At 69.9% G+C, this 22,268-nt stretch carries 15 protein-coding genes; 4 read left to right on the top strand and 11 right to left on the bottom strand.

Features of this window, described 5'->3' with window-relative positions:
• Positions 1–15: 15 nt before the first annotated feature.
• The 5 genes from FOB47_RS09235 to FOB47_RS09215 all read right to left on the bottom strand — a co-directional run bounded on the left by FOB47_RS09235 (position 16) and on the right by FOB47_RS09215 (position 6,081).
• The gene (locus tag FOB47_RS09235) at positions 16–1,182 is read right to left on the bottom strand and encodes an acyl-CoA dehydrogenase family protein (protein ID WP_053823390.1); all 1,167 of its coding nucleotides are present in this window, start codon (positions 1,180–1,182) and stop codon (positions 16–18) included.
• 53 nt (positions 1,183–1,235) lie between these two features.
• Positions 1,236–2,225, bottom strand: a complete 990-nt coding sequence (locus FOB47_RS09230; RefSeq protein WP_151022994.1) for a Bug family tripartite tricarboxylate transporter substrate binding protein — start codon at positions 2,223–2,225, stop codon at positions 1,236–1,238.
• Between the two features lie 66 nt (positions 2,226–2,291).
• Entirely contained in the window at positions 2,292–2,681 is a 390-nt protein-coding gene (locus FOB47_RS09225) for a cupin domain-containing protein (protein WP_174780679.1), read from the bottom strand.
• A gap of 232 nt (positions 2,682–2,913) precedes the next feature.
• Positions 2,914–4,530: a PAS domain-containing hybrid sensor histidine kinase/response regulator gene (locus FOB47_RS09220; RefSeq protein WP_174780678.1), complete on the bottom strand. Its 1,617-nt coding sequence runs from the start codon at positions 4,528–4,530 to the stop codon at positions 2,914–2,916.
• 177 nt (positions 4,531–4,707) lie between these two features.
• On the bottom strand, positions 4,708–6,081 hold the full coding sequence (locus FOB47_RS09215) for a tetratricopeptide repeat protein (RefSeq protein ID WP_174780677.1): 1,374 nt from the start codon (positions 6,079–6,081) through the stop codon (positions 4,708–4,710).
• A 312-nt stretch (positions 6,082–6,393) separates the two neighbouring features.
• Between FOB47_RS09215 and FOB47_RS09210 the strand changes: the two genes are divergently transcribed.
• Positions 6,394–10,398 (top strand): ATP-binding protein, encoded by a 4,005-nt coding sequence (locus tag FOB47_RS09210; RefSeq protein WP_174780676.1) that lies wholly within the window; start codon positions 6,394–6,396, stop codon positions 10,396–10,398.
• A gap of 130 nt (positions 10,399–10,528) precedes the next feature.
• On the opposite strand, the gene FOB47_RS09205 is transcribed toward FOB47_RS09210, so the two are convergent.
• On the bottom strand, positions 10,529–10,780 hold the full coding sequence (locus FOB47_RS09205; RefSeq protein WP_006577258.1) for a GlsB/YeaQ/YmgE family stress response membrane protein: 252 nt from the start codon (positions 10,778–10,780) through the stop codon (positions 10,529–10,531).
• A gap of 215 nt (positions 10,781–10,995) precedes the next feature.
• On the opposite strand from FOB47_RS09205, the gene FOB47_RS09200 reads away from it, so the two are divergent.
• Positions 10,996–11,931, top strand: coding sequence for a DedA family protein/thiosulfate sulfurtransferase GlpE (locus FOB47_RS09200; RefSeq protein WP_174780675.1), 936 nt, complete (start codon positions 10,996–10,998; stop codon positions 11,929–11,931).
• Positions 11,932–12,129: 198 nt separating this feature from the next.
• Entirely contained in the window at positions 12,130–13,161 is a 1,032-nt protein-coding gene (locus FOB47_RS09195) for an LLM class flavin-dependent oxidoreductase (RefSeq protein WP_174780674.1), read from the top strand.
• Between the two features lie 28 nt (positions 13,162–13,189).
• Here the strand turns inward: FOB47_RS09195 and FOB47_RS09190 are convergent, their stop codons facing one another.
• From FOB47_RS09190 to norR, 3 genes are all read right to left on the bottom strand, one after another.
• Positions 13,190–14,050 (bottom strand): hypothetical protein, encoded by an 861-nt coding sequence (locus FOB47_RS09190; protein WP_174780673.1) that lies wholly within the window; start codon positions 14,048–14,050, stop codon positions 13,190–13,192.
• A gap of 226 nt (positions 14,051–14,276) precedes the next feature.
• Positions 14,277–17,279 carry a transglycosylase domain-containing protein gene (locus tag FOB47_RS09185; RefSeq protein WP_174780672.1) on the bottom strand — a complete coding sequence of 1,001 codons (3,003 nt, stop codon included), beginning with the start codon at positions 17,277–17,279 and terminating at the stop codon, positions 14,277–14,279.
• 233 nt (positions 17,280–17,512) lie between these two features.
• Entirely contained in the window at positions 17,513–19,159 is a 1,647-nt protein-coding gene (norR, locus tag FOB47_RS09180; RefSeq protein ID WP_174780671.1) for a nitric oxide reductase transcriptional regulator NorR, read from the bottom strand.
• Between the two features lie 166 nt (positions 19,160–19,325).
• On the opposite strand from norR, the gene hmpA reads away from it, so the two are divergent.
• Entirely contained in the window at positions 19,326–20,513 is a 1,188-nt protein-coding gene (hmpA, locus tag FOB47_RS09175; RefSeq protein WP_174780670.1) for an NO-inducible flavohemoprotein, read from the top strand.
• A gap of 50 nt (positions 20,514–20,563) precedes the next feature.
• Here hmpA and FOB47_RS09170 read toward each other — a convergent pair whose 3' ends face one another.
• Together FOB47_RS09170 and FOB47_RS09165 are read right to left on the bottom strand one after the other, a co-directional pair.
• A complete protein-coding gene (locus FOB47_RS09170) occupies positions 20,564–21,481 on the bottom strand; it encodes a hypothetical protein (RefSeq protein WP_244959213.1) in 918 nt (305 codons plus the stop codon).
• A 102-nt stretch (positions 21,482–21,583) separates the two neighbouring features.
• Positions 21,584–22,171 (bottom strand): HAD domain-containing protein, encoded by a 588-nt coding sequence (locus FOB47_RS09165; RefSeq protein ID WP_232963224.1) that lies wholly within the window; start codon positions 22,169–22,171, stop codon positions 21,584–21,586.
• Between the last annotated feature and the right edge of the window lie 97 nt (positions 22,172–22,268).

The following is a 22,268-nucleotide window of genomic DNA, read 5'->3' as shown; positions in this document are numbered from 1 at the left end:
GATATCCTCCGGCGCTCAGTACGATTTCGGCAGGCCGAGCACGCGCTCGGCGATGAAGCACTGGATCAGCTGCGGGCTGACCGGCGCGATGCGCGGGATATACGATTCGCGCAGCAGCCGCTCGACGCGGTACTCGCGCGAATAGCCCATGCCGCCGAGCGTCAGGATCGCGGTCTGGCAGGCATTGTGGCCCGCCTCGGCTGCCAGGTATTTGGCGGTGTTGGCCTCGGCGCCGCAGGGCAGGCCGGCGTCGTAGCGCGCCGCGGCCTTCATCACCATCAGGTTGGCCGCTTCGAGCTGCATCCACGCCTGTGCCAGCGGGTGCTGCACGCCCTGGTTGGCGCCGATCGGCCGGCCGAATACCACACGGTCCTTCGCGTACTGCGTGGCGATCGCCAGCGCCGCGCGGCCCAGGCCCACCGCTTCGGCCGCAATCAGGATGCGCTCGGGATTCAATCCGTGCAGGATGTACTCGAAGCCGCGCCCTTCCTCGCCGATCAGGTCTTCGTCCGGCACGAACAGCTCGTCGATGAACAGCATGTTGGAGTCGACGGCGGCGCGGCCCATCTTGTCGATCTCGCGCACCTCGATGCGGTTGCGGTCCAGCGCGGTGTAGAACAGCGACAGACCTTCGGTCGGCTTGCCGACCGACTCCAGCGTGCGCGTGCGCGCCAGCAGCAGCATGCGGTCGGCGACCTGCGCGGTCGAGATCCAGATCTTGCGGCCGCTGACTTGATAGCCGCCGTCGACCTTGCGCGCGAACGTCTTCAGGCGCGTGGTATCGAGTCCCGCGTCGGGCTCGGTCACGGCAAAGCAGGCCTTCTCGCGGCCCGCGATCAGCGGCGGCAGAAAGCGGGCCTGCTGTTCGGGGGAGCCGAACACGACCACCGGGTTCAGGCCGAACACGTTCATATGGACCGCCGAGGCGCCGCTCATGCCGGCGCCCGACTCGGAAATCGCCTGCATCACCAGCGCCGCCTCGAGGATGCCGAGACCGGCGCCGCCGAGCGCTTCGGGCATCGCCACGCCGAGCCAGCCGCCCTCGCACATCGCCGCGTGGAAATCGTGCGGGAAGGTGTGGTCGCGGTCGAGCCGGTCCCAATATTCCATGTCGAAGCGGGAGCAGACCGTGCGCACCGCTTCGACAATGGCGGTCTGCTGGTCCGAGAGTTCGAAATTCACGTCGCTGTCCTCGTGTTGCGGCGGTTGTCAGGGGCGGGCGTCACGGCGCCAGGTCATTCGGGCTGGATGCCCGCATCCTTGACCAGCTTCGACCATTTGCGCAGCTCCGCCGTGACGAAGCTGCCCAGCTCGGCTGGCGTGCTGCCGAACGGTTCGAAGCCGAAGGCGTAGTACTGCGCGGCGTGCTGCTTGTTGGAGACGATCGCCACCAGTTCGCGGTTCAGCCGCTCGACCACCGGCGCCGGCGTGCCGGCCGGCGCGAACACGCCGTTCCACGACGTGATATCGAAGCCTTTCAGTTCGGGGACGCTGGCCAGCGGCGGCACGTCGGGCAGCAGTTCGCTGCGCTGTGCGGTGGTCACGCCGAGCGCGCGCAGCTTGCCGGCCTTGACGTTGGCGATGCCGGCGGCGAAGTCGACGAACATCGCCTGGATCTGGCCGCCGATCACGTCGGTCATCGCGGGCGGCGTGCTCTTGTAGGGCACGTGCAGCATCTTCAACCCCGCCATCCGCGCCATCGTCGCGCCGGCGACGATGCCGGTGCTGTTGCCGCTGCCATAGGACAGGCCCGGATGCGACTTGGCATAGGCGATGAACTCCGGCAGCGTCTTGACCGGCAGCGACGGGCTGACTACCAGCATGAACGGCAGGTTGCCCATGCGCGCGACCGGGGTGAAGTCCTTGACCGGGTCGTAGCGCAGCTGCTTCATCAGCGACGGATTGGCCGAATGCGTGGTGTTGGTGGTCATGAACAGCGTGTAGCCGTCCGGCGCGGCCTTGGCCACGTATTCGGCGGCAATGGTGCCGTTCGCGCCCGGCTTGTTCTCGACCACGACCGACTGGCCGAGCGACTCGCCGAGGTATTTGGCCGTCAGCCGGGCCACCGCATCGGTGCCGCTGCCGGCGGCGAACGGCACCACCAGCTTGACCGGTTTGGAAGGGAAGGTGTCGGCCTGCGCCGTGGGGGCGGACAGCGCCAGCGCCGCCGCGGTGCCCATCAATAGTCGGCTCAAGCGTCGGCCCAGGCCCTGCCTCGTCAGCATGTTCATCGTCTGTCTCCTCGTTCTGGTGGGATGCCCGACTGGCGCGGGCTCGGGGTGGGGGGCGGCTCAGTCGGGCCGCACCACGCGTTCCGGCGATTCCTCGTACGGCGGCGAATAGATGACCAGCACCTTGACCGGTTCGTCGCTGATCACCGTGAACACATGCATCTGGTCGGCCGGAAAGAAGCAGCAGTCGCCCGGACCCAGCTCGCGGCGCTGCCCGCCGACTTCGGCCAGTGCACGGCCCTCGAGCATGTAGCAGACCTGCTCGATGCCCGGATGCGCATGCGGCAGCGCGCCCTTGCCCTTTTCGATGGTGCCGTGCACCACCTCCAGATGGCGCGCGCCGACCGTTTCGGGCCCGATCAGGCGGCGGTTCAGGGTACCGACATGGTTGGCGGGGTGATAACCGGGGACGTCGTCGAGCGACACGAAATAGGTGGGGCGGTCGGGCACGGGCAATGTCTCTAATTCAGAATGATGAATCACAGTTTATATCCATGAATTGATCGGTCAAGCGATTTGTCGGTGGCTGCGGGTTTACGCCTACCCGCTGCCAAAGGCACGCACGCGGAAACGACGCCGCGCCGACCGGGCAGGGCCGGCGGCGGAGGCGTCCAGGCGGAAAGCGAAGGGGGGAAACGGGGGAGGGAAAGGGGAGGGAAGCGAAAAGCGCAGCCGGTAACGACTATGCCGGCGGCAATTTGCCCGCCGGGGCGGCGCCGGCGACGGTTCCCTGCTCGACCATCGCCAGCAGCATCTGCAGCTTCGGCAGCTCGACCGGCTTGACGATATGGAAATGAAAGCCCGCGGCCTTGGTCTCGGCCCGGTCGCTCGGCTGGCCGAAACCGGTCATCGCGGCGAACACGGTGCCGGACCAGCCCCGCATGCTCTTCAATCCGCGCAGCAGCGCGAAGCCGTCGACCACGGGCATCGCGATATCGATCAGCGCCAGTTGCGGCACGAAGCCGCCGGCGATCTCGATGGCGCCCTCGGCGTCATAGGCGATATGGACCTCGTGTCCCATCGCATGCAGCAGCATGCCCAGGCTGTCCGCGGAGTCGCGGTTGTCGTCGACCAGCATCACGCGCAGCGCACCGGCCGGCAGCGGCACCGGTGCATCGCGTTTCTCGTCGGCGTTCTCCAGGGCCAACGGCAGGCGCAGCGTGAAGGTGCTGCCCATGCCTTCGCCGGGGCTGCTGGCGCGAATCGAGCCGCCGTGCAGCTCCACCAGCGACCGGCACAGCGACAGGCCGATGCCCAGGCCACCGTCGTCGGACACCTTGCCATGCTTGTGCTGCACGAACAGGTCGAAGATGCTCTCGATCTCGCTCGCCGGAATGCCGATTCCCTCGTCGCTGACGCGCAGCTCCACCACCTGCGGCTGCCGTTCGGCCTGGATCGTGATCTGGCTGCCGGGCGGCGAGAATTTCGACGCGTTCAGCAGCAGGTTCTGCAGCACCTGGATCAGCCGGATCGGGTCCGCCCGCATCGCGACCCGCTCGGGCACCTGCAGGTCCAGCCGCTGCCGCCGGCGCTCCAGCGTCGGCCTGGCGGCCTCGGCCGCCCGCGTGACGATGTCCGACAGGTCCACGCGGCTGTATTGCAGCTCGACCTTGCCCGAGGTGATGCGGCCCATGTCGAGCAGGTCGTCGACCAGCCGCGTCATATGCGACAGCTGGCGGTCCAGCACGGTCTGGCACTGGCGCAGCGTCGCGCTGTCGCGCGGCGCGCGCTGGTCGCCCGAGCCGAGCGTCTCGAGCCGCATCAGGTTGACGGCGTTGCGCATCGGCGCCAGCGGATTGCGCAGTTCGTGCGACAGCGTGGCGAGAAACTCGCTCATGCGCCGGCTGGACTGCTCCAGTTCTTCCAGCCGCTTGCGCTCGGTCATGTCGCGCGTGACCTTGGCAAAGCCCTGCAGCACGTTCTGCTCGTCGAACATCGCCGTGATGATCACGTTGGCCCAGAACAGCGTGCCGTCCTTGCGCACGCGCCAGCCTTCGTCCTCGAAACGGCCGTCCTGCGCGGCGCGCCCCAGCTCGTACTGCGGCCAGCCGCGTGCCACCGCGTCCGGCGTGTAGAACACCGAGAAATGCTTGCCGATGATCTCGTGGGCGGCGTAGCCCTTGATCTTCGCCACGCCGCGATTCCAGCTGGTGATATTGCCCGACACGTCGAGCGTGAAGATCGCGTAGTCCTGGATCGCTTCCACCAGGGCGCGATATTTGGCCTCCAGCTGCCTGGGCGTGCCTTCCGCGTTGGCCGCGGCCTCGGTACCGTGCACCGGTTCCGTCGGGTTTGTCATGTTGAAGCTCCGGGCGGGAATGACCCAAAGGATACCGCCAGCCCCCGCCCCTCGCCAAAAACCCGCAGGCGGCACGAGGCCGCCTGCGGTGGCTTGCGCGCATCGGCGCTTCTCCGATACCCGGAGAACCCGATATGCAAGCCCGTCGGGCAAGGCGCGCCGATCTTCGGCGCGGACTCAGGCTGCCCGTGCCGCGGGCTCGCGCGCCTGCGTCTCGGCGCTCTCGCGGTACAGCGTCGAGGCCCGTTGCACCAGCGCGCTGAGGCTGGGCGTCATCGGCTTGAGCTCCATCCGCTCGGCCGCCAGCGCACAGGCCAGATTGGCCCGGCCGCCGCGCAGGGCCGCCTCGATCAGCGTCAGGTTCAGGATGTCGCGCTGCGCGTGGCTGCCGCCGAAGCGATGCGCGATCAGCCGGACCGGCATCAACAGCTCGATCGCATGGTCGTAGTCGCAAGCCTCGAAGGCATACAGCGCCTCGATCACGGGCAGGCCCACCTCGCGCGTCATCGCCGCGTTGGTGCCCGATCCCGCCGCCGCCCGCCGCATATTGGCCATCAGCCGGGCGAAAGACGCGGGGCGGTCGTCGCCGAGATAGGCGATGCCGGCGTGCACGTCGTTGAAGGCGTAGGTCCCTTCGGCGCCGCGCGCCTCGCAGGTATCGGCCAGTTCGGCCCAGCGCGAGCCCACGTCGATGCCGCGCAGCTGCAGCCGCCACAGCATCGCGCTGGCGTCGACCACCTCGAGCGCCACCGCGGAACGCGTGGCGCGGATGTGTCCGTCGTACAGGGCCAGCACCTGGTCCGCATGGCCGAGCTCGAGGTGGAACAGCGCCAGATGCCACCAGTTGTGGACGGCCATCATGTTGTCGATGGCCCAGTCCTGCTGGTGCGACTGCAGCCAGCCGATGCCCTGATCCGGCCGGCCCTGCATCTCCATCACATGCGCGACCGCATGGATCGCCCACGGGTCGCGCGGATCGAGCTCCAGTGCGAAACGCCCGCGTTCCTCGGCCTGTTCGTAGAGATGCGTCTCCTCCAGGCCGAAGGCATGCATGCCCAGCACATGGCTGAAGCCGGGCACGCGCGCGTTCCAGTTCGGCAGCACCTGCGCGATGCGATCGCGCAGCATGCTCGACTGGCCAAGCAGAAAGTCGGTGATATGCGCGACCTGCAGCGCCAGCGCGTCGCGCGGGTAATCGATCACGATGTCGCCATACAGCCGGTTGGCGCGGGCGAACTCGCCGTCGAGCCACGCGCGCGCGGCGGCGATATGCCGGCGCTCCCGCTCGTTGGCGATGCCGTGCAGCGCCTCGGCGGTCTCGACGGTCTGGCGCAGCAGCGGCCCAACCGCGCCATCGCCTGCGGTGATCAGCATCCCCGCGCGTAGCGCGTGCCCCATCACGAACTCGGGGTCTTCGGCCAGGGTCTCGTCGATCATCGTCAGCGGATCGCCGTAGTAGCCCTGCAACAGTTCGAGGGCGGATTCGAAGCGCTCCATCGAACGGCTATTGCCCGACGAAACCTGCAGGTGCCGGGAATCGGTGTGTGCCATGGAAGTCATCCTTGTTTCTAATGCGCAATCCAGCAGCCCGGTGGTCATGTCGCTGTCTGCGCCGCATCGTGCGGCCGGCGGGCGTCGCGGCTGGCCTCGCCATTGGAGTGTCTTGGAAAGCGGGGCAGTAGCGAGGTTAGGGGGCGGGCGTGATATGGCCGTGCGCGCCGGCGTGAAAGAAGCGTGAAAGTTCTCGGGCGGCAGTACCGCGCTGCGTCAATCCGTGGCCTATAAAAGAGCTTTCAGGGCAGCTTCGCTCGCCGATGCCGCCGCGCCCGCCTCTGACATCGGCAACCGCAAGGACACCAAGCGATGGCGGCGGTCCACCTCGATCTGTTCGGCGGCTTCACGCTCAGTTCGCCGGACGGCACTCCCCTTCCCCTGTCCGCGCGCAAGGCCCGCGCGGTGCTGGCCTATCTCGCGCTGGCCGACGGCAGGCCGCAGCCTCGCGACAAGCTGGCGGCGCTGCTCTGGCCCGACAGCCATGCCGAACAGGCGCGTACCAGCCTGCGTCAGGCGCTCAGCGCGGTGCGCCGGGCCGTCGAGGGCTATCCGGTGGTGTTGTCCGATGCCGACCGGGTGGCGCTGTGCGGCGTCGCGGTCGACGTGGTGGCCTTCGAAGACCATCTGCGCGCGGCCACTCCGGACGCGCTCGAGGCCGCGGTCGCGCTGTATCGCGGCGATCTGCTGGAAGGGTTCGATGCCGCCGCGCCGACCTTCGACCATTGGCTCGCGGTCGAGCGCGAGCGGTTGCGCGGCCTGGCGCTGCAGGCGCTGGCGCGGCTGGTCGATCGGCATGAACAGGCCGGCGAGCTGGACCGTGCCATCGCCTGCGCCACGCGCCTGCTGACGCTCGATGCCCTGCAGGAGTCGGTGCACCGCGCGCTGATGCGGCTGTACGACCGGCAGGGCCGGCAGGCGCTGGCACTGAAGCAATACCGGCTGTCCCGGACCGCGCTGCAGCGGGAACTCGGCGTGTCGCCCGAGGCGGAAACCGAGGCGCTGCATCAGCAGATCCTGCGCGCGCGGCGGCAGTCCTCGGCGGCGCCGTCGGCGGTGCCACCCTCGGTGCCACCTGCGGTGCCACCTGCGGTTCCGCCGATGGTTCAGTCGATGGTGCCGCCGATGGCCCCCACTGCACCGGCAGCGCGGGACGCGCCCGCCGGCACCGGTCCGGTGATCGCGCCGCCGGATCCCGGCTCCGCCGCCGCGGCGCCCGCGCCGAGGACGCCGGAGCCGCGCCATGCCGTGGTCGTCGTCGCCAGCGTCGACGATATCGGTGCCCATGCCGCCGGCCTCGACGCCGAGCAGCTCCACGGCCTGCTGATCCGCTGGCGCGAACGGGCGCGGGCGCTCGCGGCCGCGTGTGGCGGCGCCGTGACCGACGAGATCGGCGCGCGGCTGACCGTCGTGTTCGGCGTGCCGGTGGCGCATGGCAACGATGCCGAACGCGCGATGCACGTCGCCGCCGGCCTGCACGACGGCGTGCGCCGCCTGTGCCCCGAGTGCGCGACGCCGCCGGCGGTGCGGGTCGGCGTCGCCAGCGGACAGGTACTGTTCGCCGCCGCGTCCTCGAACGGGGGCGCCATGACGCTGACCGGTCCGCCGGTCAACGTTGCCGCGCGCGTGATGGAGCACGCGCAGGCCGGCGAGACCGTGGTGTCGAACCGCGTCTATCTGGCCTTGCCAGGGCGCCTGGAGGTCGAGCACCTGACCGATGTGTCGATGCCGGGCATCGCCGAGCCGATACCGCTGTGGCGTGTGCACCGGTTTCTCGATGCCGCCGAGACGCCGCCGCAGCACGCCTTCGTCGGGCGGCAGGCCGAACTGGTGCAACTGGCCGGCGTCGCCGGCGATTGCCTGCGCTCGGGACAGGGCCGCGTGGTCGTGATCCGCGGCGAAGCCGGCATCGGCAAGAGCCGGCTCGCCGAGCGCTTCGTCGCGCTGGGGCGCGAGCACGGCATGGAAGCGCTGCGCGCGCTGGTGCTCGATTTCGGCGTCGGTACGTCGGGCGACCCGTTGCGCGTGCTGGTGCGCGGACTGTTCGGCATCGATGCCTGCGCCGGCGTCGATGCACGTGCCGCCGTCATTGCGCAGGCCGTCGCCGGCGGCCGCATCGACGATGACGACGTGCCGTTTGCCTTCGATCTGCTCGACGTACCGCAGCCCGAGGCGCAGGCCGCGGCGCTGGCGGCGATGGATGCCGGCGCGCGCCAGCGCGGCGTGCAGCGCTTCGTGCTGGCGCAGGTGGCCCGGCGCAGCGCGCTCAAGCCGCTGCTGATCGTCGTCGAGGACGTGCACTGGGCCGAGCGCGCGCTGCTCGATTGCCTGGCCCGGATCGCGGCCGCGACGCGCACCTGCCGGCTGGTGCTGGCGATGACCGTGCGGCCGGAGCAGGATCCGCTCGACAGCGGCTGGCGCGCGGCCGCCGGCAGCGCGTCGCTGACCACGATCGACCTGGGGCCGCTGAACGATGCCGAGGCGCGCGAGCTGGCGACGCGCTATCGCCATGTCGACGAGCAGCTGGCGGACTCCTGCATCCGCCGCGCCGAAGGCAATCCGCTCTTTCTCGATCAGCTGCTGCGCAACGCGGCGCCCGATACGGACGCCGACGCGCTGCCCGGCACGCTGCAGAGCATCGTGCTGGCGCGCATGGACCGTCTGCCCGAGCCGCATCGCCAGGCGCTGCAGGCGGCCGCGGTGCTGGGCCAGCGCTTCTCTCCGGCGGCGCTGCGCCACCTGCTCGGCACGGCCGGCGACCCCTGTGATGCGCTGGTGCGGCACGCGCTGCTGCGGCCCGAGGGCGAAGACTATCTGTTCATGCACGCGCTGATCCATCAGGCCGTCTACGCGTCGCTGCTCAAGTCGCGCCGGCTCGCACTGCATCGGCGCGCCGCCGACTGGTATCAAGGCCGCGATCCGATGCTGCATGCCGAGCATCTGGACGCAGCCAGCGATGCCGGTGCTCCGGCGGCCTACGAAGCCGCGGCGCGGCACGAGGCGGGCCACTTTCGCAACGAGCGGGCGCTGCGCCTGGTCGAGCGCGCGCTGCAGCTGGCCGGCGATGGCGCCATCCGGCAGTCTCTGGCCTGCCTGCGCGGCGAGCTGACGCTGAACCTCGGGCAACCGGCCGAAGCGTTGAAGGCCTTCGAGCACGCCGTGGCGCTGGCCGGCGACCACGGCCAGCGCACCCGCGCATGGTTCGGCGTGGCCTCGGCGCTGCGGCTGCTGGACCGCTACGAGCGTGCGCTGATCGCCCTGCAGCACGCGCAGCGCGGCGCCGCGGCGATCGGCGACGAGGACATGCTGGCGCAGATCGAATCGCTGCGCGGCAACGTTCATTTTCCGATGGGGGATATCGACGCCTGCCTGAGCGCGCACCAGCGCGCGCTGCGGCACGCCGGCGCGGCCGGCTCGGCGCTGGGCGAGGCCCGCGCGCTCGGCGGCCTCGGCGATGCCTACTACCAGCAGGGACGGATGGTCACCGCCCGCGCGCATTTCGTCCGCTGCGTCGAGCTGGCCCGCGCGCGCGGCTTCGTGCGGATCGAAGGGGCGAACCTGCCGATGGTCGGTGCGGTCGACAGCCTGTGCCATGCGCTGTCGTCCGCGCTGGCGCGTTGCGACGAGGCCCTGCGCATCGCCCGCCGGATCGGCGATGCCCGCATCGAGCTGCTGGCCTACGACGTGATGGCGTCGACGGAACAGCAGACCGGAGAATGGGCCAAATCGCAGGCGCATGCCGAACGGGCGCTGGCGCTGGCCCGGCGGCTGGGCGCGCGCCGCTTCGAGGCCGAACTGGCAGGGCGGCGGGCGCTGGCCATCGGCAACCAGGGACACCCGGAAGCCGCGGAGCAGCTGCTCGACGAAGCGCTGGCCCTGAGCCGCGACACCGGCATGCGCTATTCCGGCCCGATGATCCTGGGCTTTCTCGCCCGCACCTCGCGCGATCCGGACAGGCAGCGCCGCGCGCTGGCGCAGGGCGAGGCGATCCTTGCACAAAGCTGCGTCAGCCATTGCCATCTCGATCTCTATGAAGCCGCGATGGAAGTCTCGCTGCGCAATGGCCGCTGGGACGAAGCGGACCGCTATGCCGACGCGCTGCAGGCCTATACGCGGCCGGAGCCGTTTCCGTGGGCGCAATTCCAGATTCGGCGCGCTCGTGTGCTGGCGGCGCTGGGCCGCGGCGCGGCGGACGGCGGCCGTACCGGACTACAGGCCGAATTGATGGCGTTGCGCAAGGAGGCGATCGGTGCGGGCATGCTCGCCGCACTGGCGGGGATCGAAGAGGCGCTGCGGCGGATGGGAATGTCTTGCTAGCGTCGGCACTGTCCTGCGGACGCAGCGTACCGGGAGCAGCGGAGCGCGAGTCCGGCAGCGGGGCCGGGGCGCAAAGGAACGATGGGAAAGATGAGCGGGGCCGCCGACGGCCCCGCCCGTCGGGCAGGCGTCAGGCTCTGCGCCGCACCAGCCCGTAGATCACCAGCAGCACGATCGCGCCGATCACCGAGGCGATCCAGCCGGCCGGCTCCCCGGGGCGATACCAGCCGAGCGCCTGGCCGACATATCCGGCGATCAGCGAACCGCCTATGCCGAGCAATATGGTCAAGATCCAGCCCATCTTGTCGTCGCCAGGCTTGATCGCCCTGGCGATCAGCCCGACGATCAGGCCGACGATCACCGTACCGAGGAATGACAGCATACGCATCTCCCAGTTGCGAGCGGCCGGCGGGTCCGAGCCGCTTCGGCGCCATCTTGCCACGGCTTGCGGCGCAGGGCGAGCGCTCGCGCGCATCCGACATTCAGAGATTTTGAAACGATCGTCCAGGCCAGGATCGGCCACGGTGGCCGCGATGCTGGCAAACTCCGTCCATATCGCGAATCATCGCGCCTTCGATCATTGACCGGGAGACCGCCGTGGGCGAATTGCAGGTCCTGCTGGAACAGCATGGACTGACGCTGGTATTTCTGAACGTGCTGATCGAGCAGGCCGGCCTGCCGGTGCCTGCCTATCCGCTGCTGCTGGTGGCCGGGGCGCTCGGCATGCGCGAGACCGGCCCGTCGATCGGCGCGGTGCTGGGCGCCGTGGTGGTGGCGTGCCTGATCGCCGATTCGCTGTGGTACGTGGCAGGCCGGCGCCTGGGCCAGCCGATGCTGCGCACCATCTGCAAGGTCTCGCTGTCGCAGGACAGCTGTATCCGGCAGACGCAGTCGCTGTATCTGCGGCTCGGCCCGCGCTCGCTGATCTTCTCCAAGCTGCTGCCGGGCGCGGGCGCGCTGTCGACCGCGATGGCAGGCATGACGGCGACGCCGTTCGCGGTCTTCCTGTTCTACGATGCGCTGGGCGCGGTGGTCTGGGCCGGCGGCGCGCTGATGATCGGCGCCGCGTTCAGCGATGCGATCGACGCCGTGCTGGACGCTTTCGGCACCTATGGCCATCTGGCGCTGATGCTGGCGCTGCTGGCGCTCGCGCTGTTCATCGTCTGGCGCTGGTGGAAGCGGGTCCGGCTGCTGCGCCGCACCCGGCTGATTCCGCGCATGAGCGTCGACGAACTGGAAGCGCGGCGCCAGGACGGCCGCCTGCCGCTGGTGCTGGACGTGCGCGCCCCGGGCAGCGCTGCGCTCGAGCGCATCCCCGGTGCGCTGCCGGTCGATCCCGATGCGCCGCTGGACCTGCTGGCCGAACATCCGCCTGCGGTGGAGATCGTCGTCTATTGCGCCTGCCCCAACGAGCTGTCCGCCGCGATGCTGGCCGAGCGGCTGCGGGCCGCCGGCTATGCCAATACCTGGGCGCTGCTGGGCGGGATCGACGCCTGGAACCAGCTGCATCGGAAGCCTGTGCTGGCGGCCTGAAGGGGCAGGCGCGGCATCGATCGGGGCGGGAGACCCTTCCGACAACGCGGGAAGAGAACGGCTATAGTTGCCGTTCCAATTCGATCGCCGCCGCGGCCTGCGCCCTGGCGGCGCCGCGGCGTGCATCCGGGTCGAAGTGCCGACGAGCCTTCGATCGCCGCATGTCCGGCCATAACCGTTCCCGCACCGCTTTCCCGCATGACCGCTCCCACCACTGCCTATTCCCTGCTCGATCTGTCGCCGATTCCCGAGGGAAGCGACGCCGCACAGTCGATGCGCAATTCGCTGGACCTCGCGCAGCACGCCGAGCGCTGGGGCTACCGCCGCTTCTGGCTGGCCGAGCACCACAACATGCCCGGCATCGCCAGCGCCGCCACCGCGGTGCTGATCGGCTACGTTGCCAACGGCACCTCGTCCATCCGGGTCGGCTCGGGCGGCATCATGCTGCCCAACCATTCGCCGCTGGTGGTCGCCGAGCAGTTCGGCACGCTGGCCTCGCTGTTTCCGGGCCGTATCGACCTGGGCCTGGGCCGTGCGCCGGGCACCGATCAGCTGACCGCCCGCGCCCTGCGCCGCAGCGCCACCCACGATACCGCCGACACCTTCCCGCAGGACGTCGAGGAGCTGCAGGCCTATTTCGACGAGCCGCGGCCCGGGCAGCGGCTGCGCGCGGTACCGGGGGCCGGCCTGAAGGTGCCGCTGTGGCTGTTGGGCTCGAGCCTGTTCAGCGCGCAGCTGGCGGCATCGATGGGCCTGCCGTTCGCCTTTGCCTCGCATTTCGCGCCGGGCTTCATGCGCCAGGCGGTCGATCTGTATCGGCAGACCTTCCGGCCGTCCGAGGCGCTGTCCCGGCCCTACGTGATGCTGGGCCTGAACGTGTTCGCCGCCGACACCGACGCCGAGGCGACGCGGCTGTTCAGCTCGCTGCAGCAGCAGTTCCTGGCATTGGTGCGCGGCACGCCGGGGCGCATCCGTCCGCCGGTCGACGATATCGAATCGATGTGGAACGAGACCGAGGCCGCCCATATCCGCCGCTCGCTTTCCTGTTCGGTGGTCGGCGGCCTCGATACGGTGCGCGAGGGCATGCAGCGCTTCGTCGACGATCTGCGTCCCGACGAGCTGATGCTGACCGCGCAGATCTACGATCACCGCGCGCGGCTGCGATCCTTCGAACTGGCCGCGCAGGCCGCGCGTGACCTGCGGCCGGTCAGCGGCACGCAGACGCTGTAGCGCCCCGGGGTATCCAGCGGTCCGGGGTTCATGCCGCCGCGGTAGTGGTCCCGGTAGTGGTCCCGGTAGTGGTGCCGGTGGTGGTCCCCGTCATCGTGCCGCTCTGCGCCTGCCGATGGCGGCGCACGTTCTCGATCAATTCGCGCCGCGCCGCGTCGAGCCAGGCGGTGCGGTGCCTGACCGGATCCCTGGGCGAGAGCTTCGCCGCGCTGATCTCGCCAAGGAAATAGCGCACCATGCTGCCGGCGCGCGCCGGCACCGGCATCATGCCGAGCAGCTGGCCGGCGCCGATCGCGCCCGTTTCCGCGGCATGGCACAGCCCCGCCCACGCGGTGCGGCCCAGCGCCAGAAACAGGGCATCGTCGCGGACGCGGGTCAGCCGCTCGAGGAACTGCGACTCGAACGCGCGGCGCAGCATCGGTATGGCAAGCAGCGCTTCCAGCGTGCCATCGAAGGCCAGGCCGCGGCGCATCGTCGCCTGCGGCAGCAGGGCCAGCGGCTGCAGCAGGTGAAAGCCGTCCTCCCACAGGGCGGGCGCGCGTTCGGCGCCGACCAGCGCGGGGATGCCGAAATGATCGAGCATGCGGATCAGGTTGGGCCTGACCAGCGGTCCGCCCAGTTCGATCTGGCGCTTGTTCTCCAGTTGCACGATGCGGCCCGGTGCATGCGCGCGCAGCAGCGCCTCGGTCAGTTCGGCGGCGAGCCGCAGGTGCATGTGTCCCGGTGTCGTGCTGACCAGCACGAGGCGTGCCGTCGCGTTGACGTGCTCGAACGGCACGTAGTGCATCACGTAGGTGCCGTCGTTGTCGACGACGACCGGATGCGCGATGACGGCGTTGGCGCCGCCCTGCCGGATGCGCGCGCAGTAGTCTTCGATATAGCTGCCCAAGGTGCCCCCGTTCCACAGCGACGTATTTTCTGCCTGCGTCTCGGCGGATGCCGATGCTCGTCGTTTGCTTGATGGTAAGCGCAGGGGCGGGGCGGGCAAAGTCGCGGCGCGACGTTTCGGGCGCGGCGCAGCGGGGAATTGGTGGGGCAGCGAACAGATCGCGTCAACCGTGCGCAGGCGATCGGAGCTCCGCGCCATTGGCACGGCGGCTCCGCGCCTGGCGCTCTCAGCCGCCGGTGCAGGCCAGCATTGCCGGACCCGCCTGCGGGTCCATCGCGACGATGGTCGGCGCCAGCCCGCGCAGCAGCTTGACCGACAGCGCGCTGGTGAAGTTGTATCGCGCCGCGTGGGGGCCGCGTACATGCAGCGTGACGGTGCCGAAATAGCGCTCGCCGATGGTGAACACGAAGGTTGCGGAGCGGCTGACCGCGCGCGATGCGATCACGTAGCCGCCGCGGCCGAACACCATGTGCCGGTGGTCGCCGGTGCCGGTCTTGCCGCCAAGCGCCATGCCGCGCTCGGCCGGAAAGACGCCCTGCGCCGAGCGCGCGGTGCCGCCCTCGACCACGTCCAGCAGCGAGCGCCGCGCGAGTTCGGCGACGTCCTCCGGCAACAGCCGCTTGCGCTGTCCGGGCCGCAGCACGAAGCGCGTTTCGTAGGGCGTGCCGGCGGCGAAGTCGAGCCAGCGCACGGTCTCGGTGTACGGCTGCAATCCGCCGTTGAGCAGGATGCCGGCCAGCTCCGACAGTGCCGCCGGACGATCGCCGGAGGCACCGACCGCGCTGCCATAGGAGGGCGTCAGCGTATCGAACGGATAGCCCAGCCGGCGCCAGCGTTCGCCGATTCGTTCGAACGCATCGCGCTCGAGCAGGATGCGGATGCGGTTGTCCTGGCCAGCCTTGCTGCGCGTGCGGAACAGCCAGGTGTAGACCTCCTGGCGGACATCGGCGCTGGCCTCCAGCACCTGCTTCAGATCGGCCTCGGAGTGGTGGTCCAGATAGTCGATCAACCACAGTTCGAGCGGATGGATGCGCGACAGGTAGCCGCGGTCGTTCAGAGAGAATTTGTCCTTGCCGTACTTGTCGTAGAGCGCGTACACGTCCTCGTCGTCCAGCTTCGTGCCCAGTTTCGCGCGCAGATGCCGCGCGAAGGTGGCCTCGTCCATGGCCGGATCGGCGCTGCGCAAGGCCACTGCCACGCGCACCGCGACAGGCTTCACGCGTTGCAGCAGCAACGCGATGCGGCCGTCCTTGTCGAGCGCGTTGTACTTGCGGTAGAAGCCGGCCAGGAACTGGCTGCCTTCCTCGTCGGCGAAGCGCTCCAGCCATTTGCGGCGGCCTGGCGCATCGCGATCGGCCAGCAGCTCGCTGGCATCGGGATGCGCGCGGTGGACCTCGTAGCGGACGATGTCGCGCATCATGCGGATGAACACCAGATTGACCGAGTGCTGGAAGGCCTTGCGCACCGTCAGGCTTGCCACGCTGGCCGAGCGCTCGAAGTTGGTGAAGGTCTGCAGTCCGCCGCCTGTGAAGAACGCCTCGCCGGCGCCGCCGGCGTACTTGCGTTCGAGCGCGGCCTCGAGCATCGCGCGCCGATCGCCGTTCGGATTCTTCAGCAGCCAGTCGATCGTCCAGCGCGTCAGCCCATCCTGCGGCGAGACCGGGATGCGCTCCAGCTCGGCGCGCGTCATGCCGGCATGGCGGTCGTGCAGCTCGGCCAGGATCTCCAGATAGGTCACCAGCGTGCGCAGCTTGGCGGTGGAGCCGAGATTGAGCCGCGCGCCGCTGTTCAGGTCGAACGGCTGGTCGATGTTGTCGGCCTGCACGCGCAGATAGCTGGCATTGCCGACCCGCTCGAACAGCGTGAAGCTGGCGACCAGCTTCGACGGATCGTCATGGTCGCGCAGCATGTTGTGGCCATAGAGGCCGAGCTCGCGCGCCCCCTGCTTGTCGCGCAGTTTCATCAGCGTCGCGGTGATCTGGCGCTGCGCTTCGGTATTGATCGTGCTGGCGACGGTCAGGTCGAGCCGGTCCAGATCGTAGCGGCTCGACACGCCGAGCAGGCGCGACAGATCGGCGCGTACCTGGTTGATGGCCTTGCGCGTGACGAAGGGATCGGCCGGCGGCAGCGAGGGGATCGGCGCCTTGTCCAGCCGCGCGGCCAGCGCGGCGTCGCGCAGCCGGGGCGAGATCACGCCGGCGCCGGCCAGCAGGCGCAGATAGCTGTCGGTCAGCGGCTCCAGGTTGGTGTCGTAGCGGCGCAGATGGTACGAGGGGCGGCGCTGCGCGATGATCAGCGACAACGCCTGCTTGAAGACCTGCGCCTCGCGCGGCGTCGGCGGCTTCTGCTCGATCTCGTGCAGCATCCGGTTGGCTTCGTCGAAGTCTTCGCCGTACCAGTAGTACATGCCATCGCCGATGCCGTGGATTTCGCCGCGGCCATTGCGCGCCGACAGCGGTACGGTATTCAGGTAGTCCACCACGATGCGCTCGCGCGCGCGCACCGTGTCGCGGCCGTCGAGATAGGCGCGCACCGAGGCCGAACCCATCTGCCGCAGCTTCTCGGAGATCGACGCCGTGCGTCCGTGCGGCGAATGGCGATATTTCTCGATCTGCGTGGCCAGCGTGCTGCCGCCCGGCGTATCGCGCTCGCGGTCGACGATGGCGAACAGCTGGTCGACGCCCGCGCGCGAGAGCCGGCGCCAGTCGAGCGCGGGATTGCGGGTCGGATATTCCGGATTGAGCAGCCCCTGGTTCTCGACGAACAGCAGCGAGCTGGCCAGCACCTGCGGCACTTCGCGGTAGTCCTGGTACTGGCGTTCGGGAAAGCGCTGCACCGAGACGCTGCGGTCGTTGCAATCGAGCAGCGCCAGTCCGGCGCGGGTCTTTTCGCGATACGGCGCGTACAGGCCCAGTTCGAGGTATTCCAGCATCGCCTGGGACATCCGCGCCTGATGCTCGCGCACGAAGCCGCGCGCTTCCAGCAGCTCGGTGTAGTGCGGAATGCGCGCATAGCCGAGCCGCATGTCGTAGGGGCCGGCGTCGGGAAAGCGGATGCGGTCGCTGGCGCCGGGCGCGATCGTGTAGGTCAGGCGCTGGCCCCAATCGTGGAAATAGCGCGCCTGCCACCGCGAGGTGCGAACCTCGTCGGCGATCAGATGGGCGGCGAAATAGCAGGCGCCGCCAACCAGGACCAGCAGGACAACGATAGGCCAGACACGACGCGACACGGTTCGCTTCCGGTGCTATGGGTGGTCGATCGAAGCGTCATTGCGCACTACGGGCCGCGCGCCTCCGATCTCTAGTATTGGCGCTAGTCGGCGTTTGCACAGGGACAGCCGACAGAAAATTTTCTGGCCGGGCCGTCGAGATCGGCGAGTGCAGGCAGGCGAACGGCTCGCAGGGCCAAGTATGCCTTGGCCGCCGCTCGTGGTGAAGGGCAGGGCCGGCGGATCGGGATGCGCTAGTGCGGATCGGTGCGGCGGCCCGCCCGCGCCTGCAGCGGGGTCTCGGGCGCGACGCCCAGCCGGCGCGCCAGCCGGTGGAAGTTGCTGCGGTCCATGCCGGCCTCGCGCGCGGCGGCCGCATAGGCGCCGCCGTGCCGCGCCAGTGCGGCTTCGATCCAGCGGCGCTGGAATTCGTCGGTCGCTTCGCGCAGCGTGCCGCCCGCAGGCAGCGGGCCGGCCCGCGGTGCGCTTGCCGGCGGCGATGGCTCGAAGCCCGGGGCTGTGCCGTCGTTCTGCTGCACCGGGGCGGCCCGGCCGTGGTGGGCGATCTCCTCGGTGCCGTGCGCCAGCCGGCCGGCGCCGCTGTCCAGGCCCAGGTGGCGCGGTTCGATCGCGATCCAGCGCGCGCCGCGGCGCGGTTCGGCCAGCGCGCGCAGCGCCGCCCGGCTGATCAGATGTTCGAGTTCGCGGACATTGCCTGGCCATGAATACGCCATCAGCGCCAGCGCCGCGTCGGGCGCCAGCCGCAGGTTGCGTGCCCCGAGACGGTGCTGGTTTTCCTCGAGAAAGCCGCCGGCCAGCGCGAGCACGTCGCGGCCGCGCTCGCGCAGCGGCGGCACGCGCAGCGGATAGACCGACAGCCGGTGGTACAGGTCCGCGCGAAAGCGCCCCTCGGCGACCGCCTTGCCGAGGTCGCGGTTGGTCGCCGCCAGCACGCGGACATCGACGCGCAGCAGCCGGTCGCTGCCGGGCCGCTGCACTTCCCCGCTCTGCAGCACGCGCAGCAGCTTGGCCTGGACCGGCAGCGGCAGCTCGCCGACCTCGTCGAGAAACAGCGTGCCGCCGTCGGCCAGCTCGAATTTGCCGACGCGGTCCTGCACCGCGCCTGTAAACGCGCCGCGCTTGTGGCCGAACAGCTCACTGTCGGCCAGCGTCTCCGGCAACGCCGCGCAGTTGATCTGCACCAGCGGCCGTTCGCGGCGGGCGGAACGGTCGTGCAGCCGCTGGGCCACCAGCTCCTTGCCGACGCCGGTCTCGCCCAGGATCAGCACGCTCAGATCCGAACCGGCCACGGTGTCGATTTCCTGCTTGAGCCGCTTCATTGCCGCGCTCTTGCCGATCAGCTCGCGTGGCTGGCCGCGGGCCTGCAGCGCCCGGCTCATCTCGCGCTCGCGCGCCGCCCGTTCGGCCAGCGCCCGGATCGTCTCGTCGGCCTCGATGCCCGATTCGAGCATCGTCACCACGGCCTGCATCTGGGCCGCCGAGATGTCGGCGAACGCGCCGGGCCGCAGCGCGTCCAGCGTGACCAGGCCCCACAGCCGGCCGCCGCAATGCAGCGGCGCGCCCATGCAGTCGTGGATCGGCAGGATGTCGGGCTGGCCCTCGATCAGGCCGTCGTAGGGATCCGGCAGGCCGCAGTCGGCGGCGAAACGCACGCCCTCCTCGCTGTCGAGCAGCTGCGCGAGCCGCGGGTGGGCCGACACGGGGAAGCGGCGTCCGAGCGCATCGTCGCTCAGGCCGTGCACGGCGACCGGTACCAGTACCTGCCCTTGCAGCCGCAGCAGGGCCGCGGCATCGCAATGGACGATGCCGCGGACGGCGGCCAGCAACTGGCGGAAGCGGCCGTCGTCGGCGAGCGTCGGGAAATCGGGGTTTGTGGTCATGTGGACAACGATGAGGTCTTTGTGACCTCGATGGTGGCGTGGTCGTTTCGACAACTTCCCGCCATGATGCCATGGAAATCAAGGGCTTGCGCCGGTCGTTGTCCCTGGCACGGCGCTTGATATGAGTACGGGTACCCATTGACGTCCAATCACAGGAGCGTTTTTCATGCTGTCCCCGAATACCATCGCGCTGGTGAAGGCAACGGTGCCCGTGCTGAAGCAGCACGGCGAAGCGATCACGCAACATTTCTATCGGCTGCTGCTGAGCCAGCATCCCGAGCTGAAGGCCTTCTTCAACGAGGCCCACCAGGTCCACGGCACGCAGGCGAGGGCGCTGGCCGGCGCGGTGCTCGCCTTCGCCAGCCATGTCGACCAGCTGGACGCGCTGGCCGGCGCGCTGCCGCGCATCGTGCAGAAGCACGCCGCACTGGGCGTCCAGCCGGAGCACTACCCGGTCGTCGGCGGCTGCCTGCTGCAGGCGATCCGCGACGTGCTGGGCGAAGCGGCGACCGACGAGATCATCGGCGCCTGGGGCGAGGCCTATGGCGTGCTGGCGAAGATCCTGATCGATGCCGAGGAGGCGGTCTACCGCGACAACGCGGCCCAGCCCGGCGGCTGGCGCGGCACGCGCGGCCTGCGCATTGCGCGCAAGGTGCAGGAGAGCGAGATCATTACCTCGTTCTACCTGGAGCCGGCAGACGGCGGTGCGCTGCCGGCGTTCCGGCCCGGCCAGTACCTGACGCTGCTGCTGACGATCGACGGGGCGCCGACCCGTCGCCACTACTCGCTGTCCGATGCGCCGGGCAAGCCGTGGTACCGGATCAGCGTCAAGCGCGAACCCGGCGGCCGCGCGTCGAACTGGCTGCACGACCATGCCGCGGTCGGCGATGTGCTCGAGGCGCTGCAACCCTGCGGGGACTTCGTGCTGGAGCCGGCGGCCAACGAGCGACCGCTGGTGCTGGTAACCGGCGGGGTCGGCATCACGCCCGCGATCAGCATGCTCGAGGCGGCGGCGCCGGCGGGCCGGCCGATCCATTTCATCCATGCCGCGCGGCACGGCGGCGTCCATGCGTTTCGCGAGCGCGTCGATACAATCGCCGCCAATCACGACAATGTGAGCGTTTGCTACGTCTACGACACGCCGCGGCCCGGGGATGACCCGCACGCCGTTGGCTTCGTCACGCGCGAGCTGCTGGCGAACCGGCTGCCCGCCGATCGCGATGTCGATCTCTATCTGCTGGGGCCGAAGGCCTTCATGCGCGCGGTCTATGCCGACGGGCGCGCGCTGGGCATTGCGCCCGAGCGCCTGCGCTTCGAGTTCTTCGGACCGCTCGAGGACCTGCAGGCGGCCTGAGCCGCCGCGGCAGCCGGGCCGTAGCGCGGCCGTGACAGGGCCGTGGTGTGCTACCGCCCGCTGTCCGGCATGCCGATCGCCGTGGTCTCGATGACCTGCTGCTGGTCGCCCTGGCGGATCTCGGTGCGCAACACGAAGGCTTCGCTGGGGCAGTACCAGTCGGTCACCGTCATGCTGTAGGGGTCGGGCCGTTCGACGTCGTCGCCGATATGGACCTCGCCCAGCGAGGCCTGCTTGTCGTAGCGGATCGGCAGGCATTCGCGCCGGCCGAGCGGCGTGTCGATGTGCTGTCGGCGGCCGACCCGTCGCTCGCCGATGTGGATCGAGGCGCGCGGCACGCGGATCGTCGTCACCGCTTCGCCCGAATGCAGGCTGTTGATCTGCAGGTTGGCGCTGGAGTGCAGCGACTCGCCGGGCAACGTGACCCCTTCGCGGATGTCGTGGCCGGCATAGGACAACAGCCCCGTGCCTTCGAACGACGCCTCGCCGAACAGCCGGGCATAGCGCGCCTGCGCATTGATGGTCGCGTGCTGGCTGCTGATCCGGCCGTGGGCGGCGCCCGCATCGCCGAGCAGCGTCAGCCGGTGCATCTGGTCCATGACGACCGGCGGTCCCATCATCGCCGCCAGCGCGGATTTGGAGTGGATGTCGAGCCAGGCCGCGCAGCCGCCCGGCACGGGGCCGGGATGGCGCACCGTCATCGTGATCGACATCGGCATCTGGCCATCGGCCTCGAGTTGCGCGCGGGCACCGCTGCGGAACCAGGGCGCCTGGCAGACCGGGGGAGCCGTGCCAGCGTCGGCGGGCGGGGCGGCAGCAGCGGCGGAGGGGGCCGTGGTGTCCGGCGTGCGGACAGGCTGGGCCTGCAAGCCCAGCGTCCAGGCCGCGGCCAGGACCGCTGGCAGATATCGCGGCCAGCCGCGTCGCCAGTGGATGCCGCGTCGGTCAGCCAGCGCGGCTGCTGTCATCTCCGCCCCCTCGGTTCATGCGCCACATTATGCAGACGCGGGGGCGGGCCTGCCTATGCGGGCCGATCCCGACGCACGCGGCCGTCGGGCGGGCAGCTCGGATCAGGCGTGCGCGGGCTCGGCCACGGACGACGGCACCAGCCCGGGCAGGGCGCCATGGCGCGCGGCGCGGCGCAGCTGCTGCAGGCGGGCCTGCAGGCGCGGGTCGGGCTGCGTCGGCGGGTACATGCCGTTGGGGCACGCAACGCCCAGCAGGTCCAGCGCCTGCTTGAAGTCGTCCAGCGTCAGACCGTTGGCCGGGTCCAGTGCGATCAGCCGCGACTGCAGCGACGGGTCGACGGAGGCCGCATCGGCGGTCAGTACCACGAAGTTCTGCGGGATCGGCCGGGTCGCTGCCAGGTAGGCGGCTACCTCGGCGCCGAAGCCGCCGGTGGCGGCCGGCGCAAACGCATGCACCTGCAGGTCCAGTTGCTGCACCAGGACCGAGCGGGCGCCGACGCCCCAGGCGTGCGGCAGTACCACGCGGGCGCCGGCCAGCCCGAACAGCCGCCGTACGAAGCCCAGTGCGACGGGATCGAACAGGCGCAGTTCGCGCACCGCGCCGGTTTCCGGTTTGCCGCCCAGCCGCGCGGCGGAGCGCTCGGAGAACAGCACCCCGGGCACGTCCAGCATGATCAATCGTTCAGACATGAGATTCCTCTGCATCCATCGGAGCGGTAGGGAGCGTTCAGGTTACGACGCACGATCGGGCCTGCGGCCGGCCTCGGCGGCGACAACATGAAACAGT

The sequence above is a fragment of the Cupriavidus gilardii genome (assembly GCF_013347325.1).
Lineage (GTDB): Bacteria > Pseudomonadota > Gammaproteobacteria > Burkholderiales > Burkholderiaceae > Cupriavidus > Cupriavidus gilardii.
The sequence above is the reverse complement of the archived record's forward strand: the minus strand, read 5'-3'. Positions and strand labels throughout refer to the sequence as shown.